The organism is Pararhizobium sp. LjRoot238, assembly GCF_964252955.1.
Lineage (GTDB): Bacteria > Pseudomonadota > Alphaproteobacteria > Rhizobiales > Rhizobiaceae > Pararhizobium.
The window spans coordinates 1910930-1926498 of the sequence record NZ_CAXUPP020000001.1; the positions used below are offsets into that span (position 1 = coordinate 1910930).

Genomic DNA, 15569 nt, shown 5'->3' on the forward strand with positions numbered 1-15569 from the left:
TTCAGGTCAAGCCGTTGCTCCTACATCGGTGCGCGACGGAGAGGTTTTTCAAGATTTGACTGATGTGGCCGGGGTAGAGCGGCCCGCCTTTCGACGGAGGAGACGACAGATGAAGACCATCAAGGGCCCCGCGCTCTTTCTCGCACAATTCGCCGGCGATGCCGCCCCGTTCAACTCCTGGGGAGAGATCACCAAATGGGCAGCCGATTGCGGCTACAAGGGCGTGCAGGTGCCGAGCTGGGATGGTCGCCTGATCGACCTCAAGAAGGCTGCCGAGTCCAAGACCTATTGCGACGAATTTGCCGGCAAGGCACGCGACAACGGCATCGAGGTCACCGAGCTTTCCACTCACTTGCAGGGTCAGCTCGTCGCCGTGCACCCCGCCTATGACGAGGGCTTTGACGGTTTTGCCGTGCCGGAAGTGCGCGGCAACCCGAAGGCGCGTCAGCAATGGGCGGTTGAGCAGGTCAAGATGGCGCTGACAGCCTCGAAGAATCTTGGCCTCAACGCCATGGCAAGCTTCTCCGGCGCGCTTGCCTGGCCTTATTTCTATCCGTGGCCGCAGCGCCCGGCCGGTCTGGTCGAGACCGCATTCGATGAGCTTGCCCGCCGCTGGAAGCCGATCCTCGACCATGCCGAAGATTGCGGCGTCGATGTCTGCTACGAGATCCATCCCGGCGAGGACCTGCATGACGGCATCACCTACGAGATGTTCCTGGAGCGCACCGGCAACCACGCCCGCGCCAACATGCTCTACGACCCCTCGCACTACGTGCTGCAATGCCTCGACTATCTGGAAAACATCGACATCTACAAGGACCGCATCCGGATGTTCCACGTCAAGGACGCGGAGTTCAACCCGACCGGCCGGCAGGGCGTCTATGGCGGCTATCAGGGCTGGGTCAACCGGGCCGGCCGCTTCCGCTCGCTCGGCGACGGCCAAGTCGATTTCGGCGCGATCTTCTCCAAGATGGCAGCCAACGATTTTGCTGGCTGGGCCGTGGTCGAATGGGAGTGCGCTCTGAAGCATCCGGAAGACGGCGCCCGGGAGGGTGCCGAGTTCGTCAAGCATCACATCATTCGCGTGACCGAAAAGGCCTTCGACGACTTCGCCGACAGTGGTACCGACGAAGCGGCCAACCGGCGGATGCTGGGGCTTTAATTCTAGCGGTTCGTTCGACCTTGGGGAGGGGTACCCCCCTCTGTCGGCGACGCCGACATCTCGCCCTCAAGGGGGGAGATTAGCCGTGAGCCAGATGCGTCCCTTACTTCATAATGTGAGGGAAAAGAACAATCTCCCCCCTTGAGGGGGAGATGTCCCGGAGGGACAGAGGGGGTAAAGCTCTCCACAAACACGAATTCAATTCAGGAGAAAAACATGGCAATCGAAGGAACCACAGAGGTTCGCGAAAAGCGTATTCGGCTCGGCATGGTCGGCGGCGGGTCGGGCGCGTTCATCGGCGCGGTTCACCGCATGGCGGCTCGTCTCGACGATCATTTCGAGCTGGTCGCCGGCGCCCTGTCGTCGACACCGGAAAAGGCCAAGGCCTCCGGCGCGGAACTCGGTCTTGACCCAACGCGCAGCTATTCCGATTTCAAGGAAATGGCGATCCGCGAGGCCAAGCTGAAGAACGGCATCGAGGCGGTCGCCATCGTCACGCCGAACCATGTGCACTACGAAGCTGCCAAGGAATTTTTGAAACGCGGCATCCATGTGATCTGCGACAAGCCGCTGACCTCGACGCTATCGGACGCCAAAAAGCTGAAGAAACTGGCCGACGAGAGCGACGCTCTGTTTGTGCTCACCCATAACTACATTGGCTATCCGATGGTGCGGCAGGCCCGGGAAATGGTCGCGAATGGCGATATCGGCGCCGTCCGGCTGGTGCAGATGGAATATCCGCAGGACTGGCTGACGGAGAACATCGAGCAATCAGGGCAGAAACAGGCCGCCTGGCGAACCGATCCGTCCAAGTCGGGGGCCGGCGGCTCCACCGGCGATATCGGCACCCATGCCTACAATCTCGGCGCCTTCGTTTCCGGTTTGGAACTTGAAGAGCTCGCAGCCGATCTCGACAGCTTCGTCAAGGGCCGCGCACTGGACGACAATGCGCATGTGATGATGCGCTTCAAGGAAAAGAACGGTGAGCGCGCCAAGGGCCTGTTGTGGTGCAGCCAGGTTGCCCCCGGCCATGAGAATGGCCTGATGGTCCGCGTCTACGGCACCAAGGGCGGCCTGGAATGGACGCAGAAGGACCCGAACTATCTCTGGTACACGCCGTTCGGCGAACCGAAGCGCCTCATCACCCGCGCCGGCGCGGGGTCGGGCCCGTCCGCGGCCCGCGTCTCGCGCATCCCCTCCGGCCATCCGGAAGGTTATCTCGAAGGCTTCGCCAATATCTACACCGAAGCCGCCCGCGCGATCTATGCGCGACGCAAGGGGGACGCCGTCGATCCGGCTGTCATCTATCCGACAATCGATGATGGCATGAAGGGCATGGTTTTCGTTGATGCCTGCGTGCAGTCGTCCAAGCGTAACGGGGCTTGGGTGAAGGTCTGATCACGCTGCCAGCTTTTGACAGATCGTCCCGCCCGAAAGGACGGGGCGATCTGTTGTCTCTGTGATTCGGCGGTTGACTTTTGGCCATTCCGGATTACTGCAACGTTTCAGATTTCATGACTGGCGCGGAGCGAACTCCGGTTGGGGCCGCGCAATCCAGGGAGAGCGATGATGACGATCGAAGCAAAGAAACTGGCCGAACGTTTCCCCGGCGATTTCATATTCGGCGTGGCGACCGCCTCCTTCCAGATCGAAGGTGCGACCAAGGCCGATGGCCGCAAGCCGTCCATCTGGGACGCCTTCTCCAACATGCCGGGCCGGGTCTATCAGGGTCACAATGGCGATATCGCCTGCGATCACTATAATCGGCTGGAGGAAGACCTCGACCTGATCAAGAGCCTCGGCGTCGAGGCCTACCGCTTTTCGATCGCCTGGCCGCGCATCATTCCGGAGGGCACTGGTCCGATCAATGAAAAGGGTCTCGATTTCTACGACCGCCTCGTTGATGGCCTGAAGGCCCGCAACATCAAGGCCTTCGCGACGCTTTATCACTGGGACCTGCCGCTGGCCCTCATGGGCGACGGCGGCTGGACGGCGCGCTCGACGGCCTATGCCTATCAGCGCTATGCCAAGACGGTGATTGCCCGCCTCGGCGATCGGCTGGATGCTGTTGCCACCTTCAACGAGCCGTGGTGTTCCGTCTGGCTGAGCCACCTCTGGGGCATTCATGCACCTGGCGAGCGCAACATGGATGCGGCACTGCGCGCGCTGCATTTCACCAATCTCGCCCATGGCCTCGGCGTCGCCACCGTGCGCGAGGAGCAGCCGAAATTGCCGGTCGGCATCGTCATCAACCCGATGCATGTCTATGCCGGCAGCGAAAGCACCGAAGACAAGGCCGCCGCCGAACGCGCCTTCGATTTCCACAACGGCGTCTTCTTCGGCCCGATCTTCAAGGGCGAGTATCCGGAAAGCTTCCTCTCCGCGCTCGGCAGCCGCATGCCTGAGATCGAGGATGGCGACATGGCGACGATCAGCCAGAAGACCGACTGGTGGGGCGTCAACTACTACACGCCGATGCGTGTCAGCCACGATCCGGCGGAAGGCGCCGAATTCCCGGCGACGGTCAGCGCCAAGCCGGTCAGCGACGTCAAGACCGATATCGGCTGGGAAGTCTTCCCGCAGGCGCTCGGCGACCTGATCCGCACGGTGAACGCGCGCTACGCGCTGCCGGATTGCTACATCACCGAGAACGGCGCCTGCTACAATATGGGCGTCGAAAACGGTGAGGTCGACGACCAGCCGCGCCTCGACTATATCGCCGACCACCTGTCTGTCACGGCCGACCTGATCGCCGAAGGCTATCCGATGAAAGGCTATTTCGCCTGGAGCCTGATGGACAATTTCGAATGGGCGGAAGGCTACAGGATGCGTTTCGGCATCGTTCATGTCGACTACGACACGCAGGTGCGCACCATCAAGAAGAGCGGCCACTGGTACAAGGAACTGGCCGAGCAGTTTCCGAAGGGCAATCACAAGGCCGGGTGACAGCGCCGCGCCAAACTGCATCATGGCCGGGATTGATTCTACTGCGGAGAACAGGATGCCCGGCCCACTGGTCCTATACGCGCTTTGCGGCAGCCTGCGGAAGGCTTCGACGAATCGTGCCCTGCTGGAAGCACTCCGCGACATTGCTCCGCCGGGCATCACCATCGAAATCTGCGACCTGATCAGCGATCTGCCGATCTTCAATCCAGATCGCGAGGCCGACGACATGCCGGCCTCGGTGCTGGCGCTGGCCGCGAAAATCCGCGCTACCGATGGGCTGATCATCTCCTCGCCGGAATATGCTCATGGCATTCCCGGCGGGTTGAAGAATGCGCTCGACTGGCTGGTCTCCCGCGATGAAATTCCGCACAAGCCGGTCATGCTGGTGCACGCCTCCCATCGGGGCGATGATGCGCTTGAAGCTTTGACTGAGGTGTTGAAAACCATTTCCGTTCGGCTTGTCGAAGCGGCTTTCTTCCGCATCAACCTTCTCGGCAAAACGCCGGAACAACGTGCGGTGATTTTGGCGGATTCCGAAACTCAAGCTATCCTTGGCGAACATCTGCAACGGTTCGTGCGGGAGATTGCCCGTATGCAAGCGGAGCGACTGGATTGATCGCGGCTGGAGGATGTGCCGCATGAGGATCACCGGAGGATGTCTGTGCGGTGCGGTCCTGACGGCAATTGACACCGAATGATCCGGGCCGGATCATGGCCCTTCAACTCACTTCCTTCACAACGAACTGCTGGCCGGCACCCATGGCGAGGCGGCAGCCTTGTGCATGCGGCCGCTCGTCCGCTTTGCCGAGGCGGTGGGCGCCGAGAGCTTCGTCAACAGAGGCGGCGCGATGCGATCGTGACAGTCGGAGCGATGGTGGCCGCGGAACTGTACGGCGTATCCTGTCCCGTCGTGCTGGCATCGGAATCCGATTGGGACGTGGTCCGCAACGCCCGGGCTGTTGCGCTGCGCGCGGAGGTTCCGAAGGCCACGCTGCGTGTTCTTGACGCAGTCTTGTAACCAGGCGTTTTCAACAGCGGCCGTAAAGATTTTGGAATGCTTTTGCTGACATTTTCCGCCCAGATGCGCGACCTGTTGATTCACCTTTTCAATTCGATCCGGCTGCAGCGGCAACATGTCGTGCTGCTTCTGCTGGTGTCGTTTGCCGTGGTGGTGGTGATCGTCATGGCGGTCGTGCTGACAGCGCTGCAGACTGTCGCGTCCACGACCAACGCGCTTGACGAGAGCCGCGCGCGCCAGGCGGTGTCCGGCGCATTGGCCACACTGAAAAGCCAGATGACAGCGACCATGGTGGACTACGCGGTCTGGGACGCCGCTGCTCGAGCCGTCTATTCTCCTGGCGCGGAGGACTGGATCCTTGAGAATTTCGACCTGGCCAATGGTGCGTCGGAAATTTTCGATACGGCCTATCTGCTGGGGCCGGACGATGGAATCCTGATGGCGTTCCGGCGCGGAAAGCCCCTCTCCACACCACCGTCCGATTTCCTGTCGCCGGCCTTTGGGGAAATGATGAAAGTCGTCCGCAGCGCCGGTGTTGGTGACGGGGCGGAAACATCCGGTTTCGTCCATACGGCCGATGGTATCGCGGTCGTCGGAGTTTCGACCGTTCGGGGTGCGTCGCCGGATGTTTCGGTACCGCAGGATCGTCTGCAGCGGCTGGTGTTTGTCCGTGATCTGGATCAGGACACTATCGACAACATCGCCGAGACCTATCTCGTTCACGACGTACGTCTGGTCGACGCGTCGTCCGTCCCTCCGGGTGCCGCGGTGATCGCCGATCCAACGGGCCGGGTGATCGCGGGACTGACCTGGACCGCGCAGTCTCCAGGAGACATCAGCTATCGGCAGGTACGGCCCTATGTTTTCGTCGCAATGGCGATCGTCGGCGCCTTTGTCGTGCTGCTGGTGCTGGCCGGTTCTTCCGTCATCGGCAAGTTGCGTGGCGATGAGATCGCCGCCCGCAAGATGGCGCTGACGGACCGCTTGAGCGGCCTTGGAAATCGCCTGGGGCTCTTCAACGGCTTGCAGGACATGCTCGGCCAGGCGCAGCACAACCGCGATGACGTGATGCTGTTCTATCTGGATATGGACGGCTTCAAGGAGGTCAACGACGTCTATGGCCATGCGACCGGAGACAGGCTGATCAAAAGCGTGGCGGCAGGGCTCACGCATCTCATTCCTGAAGGCGCCATTCTGGCCCGTCTCGGCGGTGATGAGTTTGCGATTGCGCTGACGGTCAAGCACGGCATGCAGACGGCTCCGTCGCTGGAGGCGCTGGTTCTGGATTTCTTCTCCGAGCCTTTCGCGCTTGGGGAGCGTGTCGTCGTGGTCGGCGTCAGCGTGGGGACCGCGATATCCCCGTTCGGTTCGATCGATGCCGATGAACTGCTGCGGCGCGCCGATATCGCCATGTATAAGGCAAAGGCGGAAGGACGCGGCCGGGCGATCGCCTATGACGCGGCGATGGATATTGCTCTTGCAGAGCGCAAATCCATGGAAGTGGCCCTTCGCGCCGGCATACGAAAGGGGGAGTTTTTCGTCGCCTACCAGCCGGTCGCCGATGCCCGGACGCAGGCGATTGTCGGGCTTGAAGCGCTGCTGCGATGGGATTCACCGCAGATGGGCATGGTCTCTCCGGACATATTCATACCGCTGGCGGAATCCTCTGGGGTGATCGACAAGCTCGGTCTGTTCGTGATGGAGGAGGCCTTGAGGGTGGCGCAGGCATGGCCGCAGATAAATATCTCGATCAATGTCTCTCCGGCACAGTTCCGCAATCCATTTTTTATCCCAAACGTCGCACAACTCATCTGAAGCGAGTGGCGTGCCGCCTCAAACCGTGACACTGGAGGTGACGGAGGGATATTTCATCCACAATCCCGCCCATGCGCGCGGCATGATCGAGGCGCTCAACGGGCTCGGCGTGCGCATCGCGCTTGACGATTTCGGTGCCGGTTTTTCCAGCATTGGTTATCTCCGGCAGTTCGGCTTTGATCGCCTGAAGCTCGATCGTTCGATGATCAGCGCGCTCGAGGATATGCCTCGCGGCCGGGACATGCTGCAGGCGACCCTGGCGCTGGCCGCCGCGCTCGATATCCCAGTGACGGCGGAAGGCATCGAGACGGAAGAACAGGCGATCTTCCTCCATTGCTGCGGATGCGATCAATTGCAGGGCTACTTCTTCTCGCGACCGGTGGGAGAAGCGGGCCTTCCGGCGCTTCTTGGGGGAAAAGCAGCACCAGGAACTGCATTGTTGTCGGCTTGACGTCCGCTCAGCTTCCCAGATGCCGCTCGCCGCGCTTTTTCGCGAGTTCGATCTGCTGCTGGCGCTGGCGGTAGCGCATGCGGTCTTCCTCTGTGCGCGTGTCGTGGCAATGCACGCAGGCGACGCCCTCTTCGTGGTGCGGCGACGTCAGGTCTTCCGGCGTCAGCGGCTGGCGGCAGGCGTGGCAGAGGGTGTGCTCGCCCTCTTTCAGGCCATGGGTCACCGAGACCCGGTCGTCGAAGACGAAGCAGGCGCCGTCCCACAGGCTTTGTTCCTCAGGCATTTCCTCGAGATATTTCAGGATTCCGCCCTTGAGGTGATAGACCTCGTCAAAACCTTGTTCCTTCATGAAGGCCGTCGCCTTCTCGCAGCGGATGCCGCCGGTGCAGTACATGGCGATCTTCGGCTTGTTGTGAAGACCGGTGTTGTTTTTCACCCATTCGGGAAAATCGCGAAAACTCTTGGTCTTCGGGTCGATCGCGCCGCGGAAGGTGCCGATCGCCGTTTCGTAGTCGTTGCGGGTGTCGATCACCAAGGTATCTGGATCAGAGATCAGTGCATTCCAGTCCTTCGGCGCCACATAGGTGCCGACCACCTTGTTGGGGTCGATATCCTCGACGCCCATGGTGACGATCTCCTTCTTCAGCCGCACCTTCATGCGCAGGAAGGGCATGGAGGACGCCCAGCTTTCCTTGTGCTCGAGATCTTTGAATTCCGGCTGGCTGCGAAGAAAGGCCAGGACGGCTTTTATGCCGTCTGGTGGCCCGGCGATCGTGCCGTTGATGCCCTCGTGGGCGATCAGCAGCGTACCCTTCACCTGATTGGCGTCGCATACCGCTTGCAGCGGCTGCCGAAAGTCGGCGAACCGTTCGAAGGAAACGAAATGATAAAGCGCTGCCACCAGAAACTGGCCATTGGTCTCCGGGGACGGGGTTTTCGGGCGCGGGGTGTGAAGCGTGTCTGTCATGCGGCGTGAAATACAGCTTTCGGCTCTTTCGCGCAATCCGCATCGCGGCCCGGTGGTTAGCCCGGGCCGCGGCATTTTGGATCAGATGCCTTCGGGCGTGAAGACGCGCAGGCGGTGACCGTCCGGGTCGGCGCCGGTGAAGGTATAGCCGAAGTCCATTGCCACCGGCTCCTGCAGGATGGTGATGCCTTTTTTGCTCCATTCGGCGTGCAGCGCATCGACGCTGTCGCGGCCATCGACGGAGATTGCCAGTTCGCTACCGCCGGCATCGACGACGACCTTGGGTTCGATGGTTTTCCTGGACCACAGGCCGAGCTTTGTGCTGTCGTTCATCTTGAACAGCGCGAAGGTCGGCGAAAGCTCCAGTGGCGTCGTGCCGAGAACGATCTGGTAGAAATTGGCGCTTTCGGCCGGGCTGTCGACGGCAAGCAGGATGTAATCGGCTTTCATGATAGTCTCCCTCGTGTTTGCGGAGACCGTTTTATTCGGGCCTGCTGTCAGTTTCTGGCAGTAGGATTACATGTCGTTTTTGACGTTGTGAACCCGGCGCCACTCCGCCAGCAAGTGCTGTCGCGTCTGGGGAACACGGATATCGGTCACGGTCATCGACGCGATGCGTTCGGCGCGAAAATGGCGAAAGTCTTCGCGCAGTTCGCACCAGGCGGCGAGAACGCGTGTTTCCTCGAAATAGCCGAGCGCAAACGGCCAGATGCGCCGGCTCGTCGATCTGCCGTTTATGTCCGCATAACCGATATCGAGCTTCAGGCCCTGCCGGATCGCTTCGCGGATCGCCGGCAAATCCGTGGTTCCCACGTTGGGTCTTCTCGCGGGGGAGACGAGCAACGAGTTCGTTTCCAGCTCATGGCGGAGATCGGCCGGCAGCACGGCTGCGATCTTCGCTAGCGCGTTGCGGGCCGCGTCTTTCAGCTCGTCATCGGTTCGCGCCGCGACCCAGCGGGCGCCCAGCACCAGCGCCTCGATCTCCTCTTCGCTGAGCATCATCGGCGGCATCAGGAAGCCGGGCCTGAGCACATAGCCGAAGCCGGGTGCGCCCTGAATATCGGCGCCCTGCGCCTGCAGCGTCGCAATGTCGCGATAGAGCGTGCGGATGCTGATGCCTAAGCGCTGCGCAAGTGCTGCGCCGCTCACCGGCCGGCGGTAGGTGCGCAGAAGCTGGATGAGGTCGAGCAGGCGGGCGGAGCGGGACATTGCCGCACCGTACTGCCACGAAATGGCAGCATCAATCCCCAAAAGTGAACAGGCGTGTTCCGATTTCCGGCCTGGCCTCAGGCGGCGTCCTGCCACAACAGCCGGATTTTCCGGCTTTCGTCCATTGGATCATCCCGGAAAACGGACGCTGCGGCCACAAGGGTTGCTTGCCGCAGAGCCCCCTGCTGCACAATCACCGCTGACAGGAGATGGGCGAGGTCCTCGCTCCTGCCGAAAAGTTCCGGCTGCTCGCTGACGAGGGAGGAGAGCAGAGCGAGGTCGTTGTGATGGCCGAGCAGATCGACGACCTCCGTTGCCTCGACCCTCTTTGCGTGCATCGCCGACGGCCAGAGCGGCTGCAACAGATCAAGGTCGTAGCGGTAGTCCTGGCAGCGCTTGCGCAGTTCGTGGAAGAGATGCGCGTCCGTCGTCTCCTTGCAGGCATCGCGCGCCGCTGCTGCACGCTTCAGCATCCGGCGCCAGCCCTTGGCGAGGTGTTTGGCGCTCCTGTCGCCGTCATCCTCGAAAGTGACATGCGAAAGCGCTCCCAGCGCTTGGCCGCAGGTTGCAATCGCGGTCGCCACGCTTTCTTCGAGCGGTTTCTCGTCGGCCGCGAGCTTGTCGCGCCGGGCAGCCAGCATCTTGCTGATCCGCTTCAGTGCAGCGCGCTCCTCGTTGCTCTCCACGTGACGGAGCAGATATTGACTGACTTCGACGAGAGCCGTCGCGTCGCGAAAGGTCGAAAGCGTTTTTGCCATGCTGCGGATGCGCGTGTTTTCCGCCTGTCTGAAAGCCGGGGCATCGGCAGCGACGAGGCGGTAGAGGGAACGCAGCCGCTTAAAGCATTTGCGTGCGTCATGGATCGCTTCCAGCAGCCCGTTCGGGCGTTCCGTCAAGGCGGCGATGGCGAGCCGCAACTGCTCGGTGCCGACCGCTCGGAATTCCTGTGTGAAGTTCTCACAAGGGTGAATATGATAGCTCATGATCTTTCATCGAGACCAAGGGGTTGATTGACAGAAACTGGTTCGAATAGCGCAGATCCCCGGTCACTTCGGCACCTAGCCATACGGGAAGATCCGGCGTGTCGCCTTCGGCGCTCAACTCGACTTCGGCAATGACGAGGCCTTCATGTGCGCCGCTATAGACGTCGACTTCCCAGACAAAGCCGCCATGCTTCACTTCATAGCGCGTCTTCTCGATGATGCGGCCGATGGCCTTCGACATCAATTCCTTTGCGTCGGCAACCGGGATCTCATACTCGAATTCGTCTCGCGTCATGGAGCCGTTGCTGATCTTGATGGTCAGCTTGGCGCGCTCATCGTCCATCAGCCGCACGCGGGCCGAACGGTCATCCATGGTTACGACATAGGCCTGCAGCAGGCATGTGCCGCGATCTGCCTCGCTGCGCCAGCCGTCGGATGCCACCAGAAACTTGCGCTCTATTTCCTTGGCCATCGCATTGCTCGCTGCTTTGCCGAGGTTGATTTTGTGTAGACTACAGATTTGTGACGATGGAACAAGCAAGCACTTCGGACTAGCCGCGGCTTTGGCAGGGCGTTCTGACGCCTGTTGTCAAGCCCGCGTCACCATGTTCGAATAGGCTCGAAAACGCCCGTTTGGTCTCGACAAAAGCGGACGGGAAGAGTATTCGAACTGCGATTTCAATCGTTTTAAAGCAAAGGCGGCCGGCATGAGCAAGAAAACCGACACACTTCTTTCCGTCCTGAAATTGCAGCCGGTGGTTCCGGTGCTGATCATCGACGATGTCGCAACCGCGGTGCCGCTGGCGCGCGCGCTCGTCGCAGGCGGGTTGAAGGCGATCGAGATCACCTTGCGCACGACGGCCGCGCTCGAAGCGATCCGCGCCGTTGCCAATGAAGTCGAAGGCGCTGTTGCTGGTGCGGGCACCATCCTCAATGCGGCCCAATATCAGGCCGCGGTCGAAGCCGGCTCTCAGTTCATCGTCAGCCCTGGCACGACGCAGGAACTGATCGATGCCGCCAATGATTCCGATATCCCGCTGCTGCCAGGTGCCGCCACCGCCAGCGAAGTCATGGGCCTGCGCGAGGAAGGCTACGACGTGATGAAATTCTTCCCCGCCGAACAGGCCGGCGGTGCGGCTTACCTGAAGGCGCTGTCCTCGCCGCTCGCCGGCACGCTGTTCTGCCCGACCGGCGGTATCTCGCTGTCGAATGCGAAGGACTATCTGTCGCTGCCCAACGTCGTCTGCGTCGGCGGTTCCTGGGTCGCACCGAAGGACCTCGTCGCCAAGGGCGACTGGGCCGGCATCACCAGGCTTGCCGCCGAAGCCTTCTCGCTGAAGGGCTGATCGCCACTCGCATATAGTCACAGGGGCCGGGGCTCTTGCGCCCGGCCTTTTCATGTTCGCGTTTCATTTGTATTTCTTTCGTCGCATTCCTATGTCTCAATCCGACTTCGATCGGCCAAGGGAGTGTGACCGTATGTTTGACGCGAAAAAATTGCTGGATCAGTTCCTGGGCTCGCAGATCCCGGGTGCCGGTGGCACGGTGCGCGATCGCGCCGGACAGGTGACGCAGCTCGCCAAGGATAATCCCCTCGCCGCCGGTGCCATCGCCGCCGTCCTGCTCGGCACGGGAACGGGCCGCGAAGTGACGGGCGCCGCATTGAAGCTCGGCGGCCTCGCTGCCATCGCCGGCCTCGGCTATCAGGCCTACAAGAATTACCAGGCCGGCAAGGAGCCCGCGGCGCAACCGGAGGCCCAGGCTCAGCCGGAGCTTCTGCCGCCGCCGGCCGATTCCGGTTTCAGCGCGGAACCCGCCGCCATCCGCAACGACTTCGTGCTCGTTCTCATTCGCGCCATGATCGCCGCTGCCCGAGCCGATGGCCATATCGACGATGCCGAGCGTGCCCGCATCATGGACAAGGTCAAGCTCTCCGGCCTCGATTCGGAAGCGGAACAATTCCTCAATGACGAACTCAGCAATCCGGTCGATCTCGATGCGATCGTTGCGGCAGCGAAGACGGAAGAGGAGCGCGTCGAGCTCTACACGGCCTCGCGCCTTGCCATCGAGCCGGACAGCCGCGCCGAGCGCGGTTATCTCGATCTCCTCGCCGGCCGCCTTGGCCTTGCCGATGCGCTGGTCGATCATATCGAGGCGACGGTCTCTGCCGCAAAGGCACCGGTTGCCGAAAGACAGACGTCTGTACCCCAGACCGGCGAGCCGCCGATCAAATCGCCCTGGTGATTGATCCATCACCACTTTGCATTTGTGCGGATGCCTGAGCTGTCCTATGCCAGCAGGGCTTTTGGGAATGCGGTCCGGATTCCGGGCCGGTCCCAAGGTCGGTGGTGTGGCCTCTCTGGAGCAGCAGATGCGCGATTTGACGAATTGGACTGGTTGCCCGGCCCCAAAGCCGGTGACACTCGAAGGCCGCTATGTCCGCATCGAGCCTTATGACCGCGCAAGACATCTGGATGCGCTGTGGCGGGCCTTTGGCGGACTGGATATCAATGCGCGCCTTCAATATTTCTCGCAGGATGATTTTCGCGGCGTCGAGGATTTCGATGCCTGGCTGACCGGCGTGCAGACATCCGGCTGGATCACCGAAGTCTTCTACGACAAGGCAAGCGGCGATGTCGTCGGCATGGCCAACTACATGCGGCCTGATCCGGCAAACGGGGTGGTCGAAGTCGGCGGCGTCGCGCATTCCTTCTCGATGGCCCGCTCGCCGCTCTCCACCGAAGTGCATTACCTGATGGCCAAACATGCCTTCGAGGATCTCGGTTATCGCCGCTACGAGTGGAAATGCGACAACCGCAACGAGGCAAGCAAGAAGACGGCCAACCGCCTCGGCTTCACCTTCGAAGGGGTTTTCCGCCAGCACATGATTTCCAAGCGGGCAAACCGTGACACGGCCTGGTTTTCGATGATTGACGGTGAATGGCCCTTGCTCAAGGCAGCCTTCGAGGCCTGGCTGTCGCCGGATAATTTTTCAGGCGATGGTACACAGAAACGCAAACTCGACGATATCCGCGCGGAGCTCGCGCAGAAGGAGACGGCATGACCGCGCCGGAAAAGAAAGACCGCTCGCCGGCGATTGCCGCTGCCATCATCCTCATCGTCGTCGGGTTCGGCTTCTTCATCCTGCCGACGATCATGCTCGCGCTCGGTAATATTTCGCCGTGGCTGGCGGCCGTCGTCGGCGCGCTGTTCGTGCTCGGCTTCTTCCTGATCTTCTGGCTGCGTGCGCGCCACCAGCGGCGACGCGGGCTTTAGCCCTGCAGCGACGCGCCGAGCAGCACGACGCCCAGCACCAGCACCAGCAGCGCGCCCGAGATTTCGATGCCGTTGCTGATCCGCATCGCCGCGTTTCCGCTTGAGGCATAGCGCACGGCCAGGTCCTTGGCGGTTACTGCCAGCGTTGCCAGCGCCGAGACGGTGATGGCGGTGCCGATCGACATGGCGAAAACCGAGAGTACGCCGCCGAGATAAAGCCCGTTCAAAAGCGCGAAGCTCAGCACGATCAGCGCGCCGGAGCAGGGCCGCAAGCCCACCGCAATGATCGCCGACCAGGCTTCCCGCAGGGCGAAGCGATCGCCCTTCAGCATTGATGGATCGGGTGCATGTGCATGACCGCAGGTGTCGCAGACCTCGCCCGGCCCATGGCTGTGGCCGTGATGGTCGTGCGAATGATGCGCGTGGTCGTGGTGGTGTCCACGATCGTGCTCATGGGCGCTGTGATCATGATGGGCATCTTGCGCCAATACCGGCGCCAGCCGGCGCTGCCGCAGCCCGCGCAGCTTGCGAAACAGCAGCCAGCCGCCGAACGCTGCGATCAGGGCGTAGCTGACTATTTCAAGAAAATGCGTCGCCTGCGTCATCGAGATAGAGGAACCGCGCAGCACGAGATAGGCAGCGCTGACGAGCAGGATGGCAACCCCGCCCTGCATCATCGAGGAGAGAAACGAGAGGAGAACGCCGCGCTTCAGCTCGGTTTCATTGGCGATCATGTAGGAGGAGATCACCGCCTTGCCATGGCCGGGACCCGCCGCGTGGAATACACCGTAGGCGAAGGAGAGCCCGATCAGCGACCAGAGCTGCCAGGGGTTCTCCCGCATGCCTTTGATCGCTGCCGTCAGCGTATGATAGAAGCGCTGCTGCTCCATGTTCACCCAGGCGAAGAAACCGCCGAAGATGCCGGTCGTCTTGAAGGCCGGCTCCGCCGTGCCGATGCCGAGCGGCGACTGGGCGTGCGCAATCGTGACGGCGACGGCGATCAGAGCGAGCGCAAGACCGAGCGGACGCAGAGATTTGCGCGCGATCAGCATTTGAACTCGATCCTCGTCGCAAACATCTTCGACATGTCGGTCCCCGTCGGGTCGTTGAAGAAGGCGTCCGTCAGGTTCGCCTGGTTCTGGGCCAGCACCTCGTCCGGATCAGGACGGACCACCTTGTGTTCGCAGGCATTCAGCTGATCGCCGACCGGGACAAGGTCTTCGTCGGTCGGGAAGTCCATCGCCGTGTACATGGTCGGATCGTAGACGCCGAATGACAGGCTGCCCTTGAGCGGCATCGCCTCGGCCGGTTTGACGGCGAACATCAGCAGCAGCTGGCCGTCCTTGTAGTCGGCGGTGATCGCATCGGGCTTGTTGACCTTGATGGTTTTGCCATTGTCGCTGATCGTCGTGTAGTAATTGTATTCTGCCAAGGAATCGAGAACGGTCTGGCCGACTTCCTGCAGCTCGTCAGGATCGAGCTGCGCGTTGGAGTTCTTGTCGAAATCCATCACGACACTGGACGAAAACAGCTCGTCGAACCGCCAGACATTGCGCAGTTCGGTTATCTGGTTCGATCCATCCGCGACGATCTCAAGGCGTGCTTCGGCGAAGATGTGCGGATGGGCGAGCGCGGCTGAAGCGGCAAGACACGCCGTGACCGCCAGGATCAGGGACAATGGTTTCATGGTGTCGTGCTTCCCTTCGCTATACCGGCGCAGCCGATATGTCTGCCCAATATAT

At 61.4% G+C, this 15569-nt stretch carries 16 protein-coding genes and 1 pseudogene; 10 read left to right on the plus strand and 7 right to left on the minus strand.

Annotated features, from left to right (window positions below):
- The first annotated feature begins 109 nt into the window (after positions 1–109).
- From ACSQ3F_RS09340 to ACSQ3F_RS09365, 6 genes and pseudogenes are all read left to right on the plus strand, one after another.
- Positions 110–1162 carry a sugar phosphate isomerase/epimerase family protein gene (locus tag ACSQ3F_RS09340; RefSeq protein WP_436099960.1) on the plus strand — a complete coding sequence of 351 codons (1053 nt, stop codon included), beginning with the start codon at positions 110–112 and terminating at the stop codon, positions 1160–1162.
- A 216-nt stretch (positions 1163–1378) separates the two neighbouring features.
- Positions 1379–2560 carry a Gfo/Idh/MocA family protein gene (locus tag ACSQ3F_RS09345; RefSeq protein ID WP_436099961.1) on the plus strand — a complete coding sequence of 394 codons (1182 nt, stop codon included), beginning with the start codon at positions 1379–1381 and terminating at the stop codon, positions 2558–2560.
- A gap of 171 nt (positions 2561–2731) precedes the next feature.
- Entirely contained in the window at positions 2732–4108 is a 1377-nt protein-coding gene (locus ACSQ3F_RS09350; protein ID WP_436099962.1) for a GH1 family beta-glucosidase, read from the plus strand.
- Positions 4109–4163: 55 nt separating this feature from the next.
- Complete coding sequence (locus tag ACSQ3F_RS09355; RefSeq protein ID WP_436099963.1) at positions 4164–4724, plus strand: NADPH-dependent FMN reductase; 561 nt, start codon at positions 4164–4166, stop codon at positions 4722–4724.
- 240 nt (positions 4725–4964) lie between these two features.
- Positions 4965–5126, plus strand: coding sequence for a hypothetical protein (locus ACSQ3F_RS09360; RefSeq protein ID WP_436099964.1), 162 nt, complete (start codon positions 4965–4967; stop codon positions 5124–5126).
- Between the two features lie 165 nt (positions 5127–5291).
- Positions 5292–7392 (plus strand): annotated as a pseudogene (locus tag ACSQ3F_RS09365) (putative bifunctional diguanylate cyclase/phosphodiesterase).
- A gap of 7 nt (positions 7393–7399) precedes the next feature.
- Here the strand turns inward: ACSQ3F_RS09365 and trhO are convergent.
- The 5 genes from trhO to ACSQ3F_RS09390 all read right to left on the minus strand — a co-directional run bounded on the left by trhO (position 7400) and on the right by ACSQ3F_RS09390 (position 11023).
- Positions 7400–8359 carry an oxygen-dependent tRNA uridine(34) hydroxylase TrhO gene (gene trhO, locus ACSQ3F_RS09370; RefSeq protein ID WP_436099965.1) on the minus strand — a complete coding sequence of 320 codons (960 nt, stop codon included), beginning with the start codon at positions 8357–8359 and terminating at the stop codon, positions 7400–7402.
- A gap of 81 nt (positions 8360–8440) precedes the next feature.
- Positions 8441–8809 carry a VOC family protein gene (locus ACSQ3F_RS09375; protein WP_436099966.1) on the minus strand — a complete coding sequence of 123 codons (369 nt, stop codon included), beginning with the start codon at positions 8807–8809 and terminating at the stop codon, positions 8441–8443.
- A 66-nt stretch (positions 8810–8875) separates the two neighbouring features.
- Positions 8876–9568, minus strand: a complete 693-nt coding sequence (locus ACSQ3F_RS09380) for a helix-turn-helix transcriptional regulator (protein ID WP_436099967.1) — start codon at positions 9566–9568, stop codon at positions 8876–8878.
- 77 nt (positions 9569–9645) lie between these two features.
- Positions 9646–10551 carry a CHAD domain-containing protein gene (locus ACSQ3F_RS09385; protein WP_436099968.1) on the minus strand — a complete coding sequence of 302 codons (906 nt, stop codon included), beginning with the start codon at positions 10549–10551 and terminating at the stop codon, positions 9646–9648.
- Positions 10526–11023 carry a CYTH domain-containing protein gene (locus tag ACSQ3F_RS09390; protein ID WP_436099969.1) on the minus strand — a complete coding sequence of 166 codons (498 nt, stop codon included), beginning with the start codon at positions 11021–11023 and terminating at the stop codon, positions 10526–10528. The genes ACSQ3F_RS09385 and ACSQ3F_RS09390 overlap by 26 nt, the downstream gene beginning before the upstream one ends.
- Before the next feature lie 235 nt (positions 11024–11258).
- Between ACSQ3F_RS09390 and ACSQ3F_RS09395 the strand changes: the two genes are divergently transcribed.
- From ACSQ3F_RS09395 to ACSQ3F_RS09410, 4 genes are all read left to right on the plus strand, one after another.
- Positions 11259–11897 carry a 2-dehydro-3-deoxy-phosphogluconate aldolase gene (locus tag ACSQ3F_RS09395; protein WP_436099970.1) on the plus strand — a complete coding sequence of 213 codons (639 nt, stop codon included), beginning with the start codon at positions 11259–11261 and terminating at the stop codon, positions 11895–11897.
- Between the two features lie 133 nt (positions 11898–12030).
- Entirely contained in the window at positions 12031–12795 is a 765-nt protein-coding gene (locus ACSQ3F_RS09400; RefSeq protein ID WP_436099971.1) for a tellurite resistance TerB family protein, read from the plus strand.
- A gap of 127 nt (positions 12796–12922) precedes the next feature.
- Positions 12923–13615 (plus strand): GNAT family N-acetyltransferase, encoded by a 693-nt coding sequence (locus ACSQ3F_RS09405; RefSeq protein WP_436099972.1) that lies wholly within the window; start codon positions 12923–12925, stop codon positions 13613–13615.
- Positions 13612–13827, plus strand: a complete 216-nt coding sequence (locus tag ACSQ3F_RS09410; RefSeq protein WP_436099973.1) for a hypothetical protein — start codon at positions 13612–13614, stop codon at positions 13825–13827. Before ACSQ3F_RS09405 ends, ACSQ3F_RS09410 begins: the two co-directional genes overlap by 4 nt.
- On the opposite strand, the gene ACSQ3F_RS09415 is transcribed toward ACSQ3F_RS09410, so the two are convergent.
- A complete protein-coding gene (locus ACSQ3F_RS09415) occupies positions 13824–14879 on the minus strand; it encodes a nickel/cobalt transporter (RefSeq protein ID WP_436099974.1) in 1056 nt (351 codons plus the stop codon). The genes ACSQ3F_RS09410 and ACSQ3F_RS09415 overlap by 4 nt on opposite strands.
- Positions 14873–15514 carry a DUF1007 family protein gene (locus ACSQ3F_RS09420; RefSeq protein ID WP_436099975.1) on the minus strand — a complete coding sequence of 214 codons (642 nt, stop codon included), beginning with the start codon at positions 15512–15514 and terminating at the stop codon, positions 14873–14875. The genes ACSQ3F_RS09415 and ACSQ3F_RS09420 overlap by 7 nt, the downstream gene beginning before the upstream one ends.
- Positions 15515–15569: the final 55 nt, after the last annotated feature.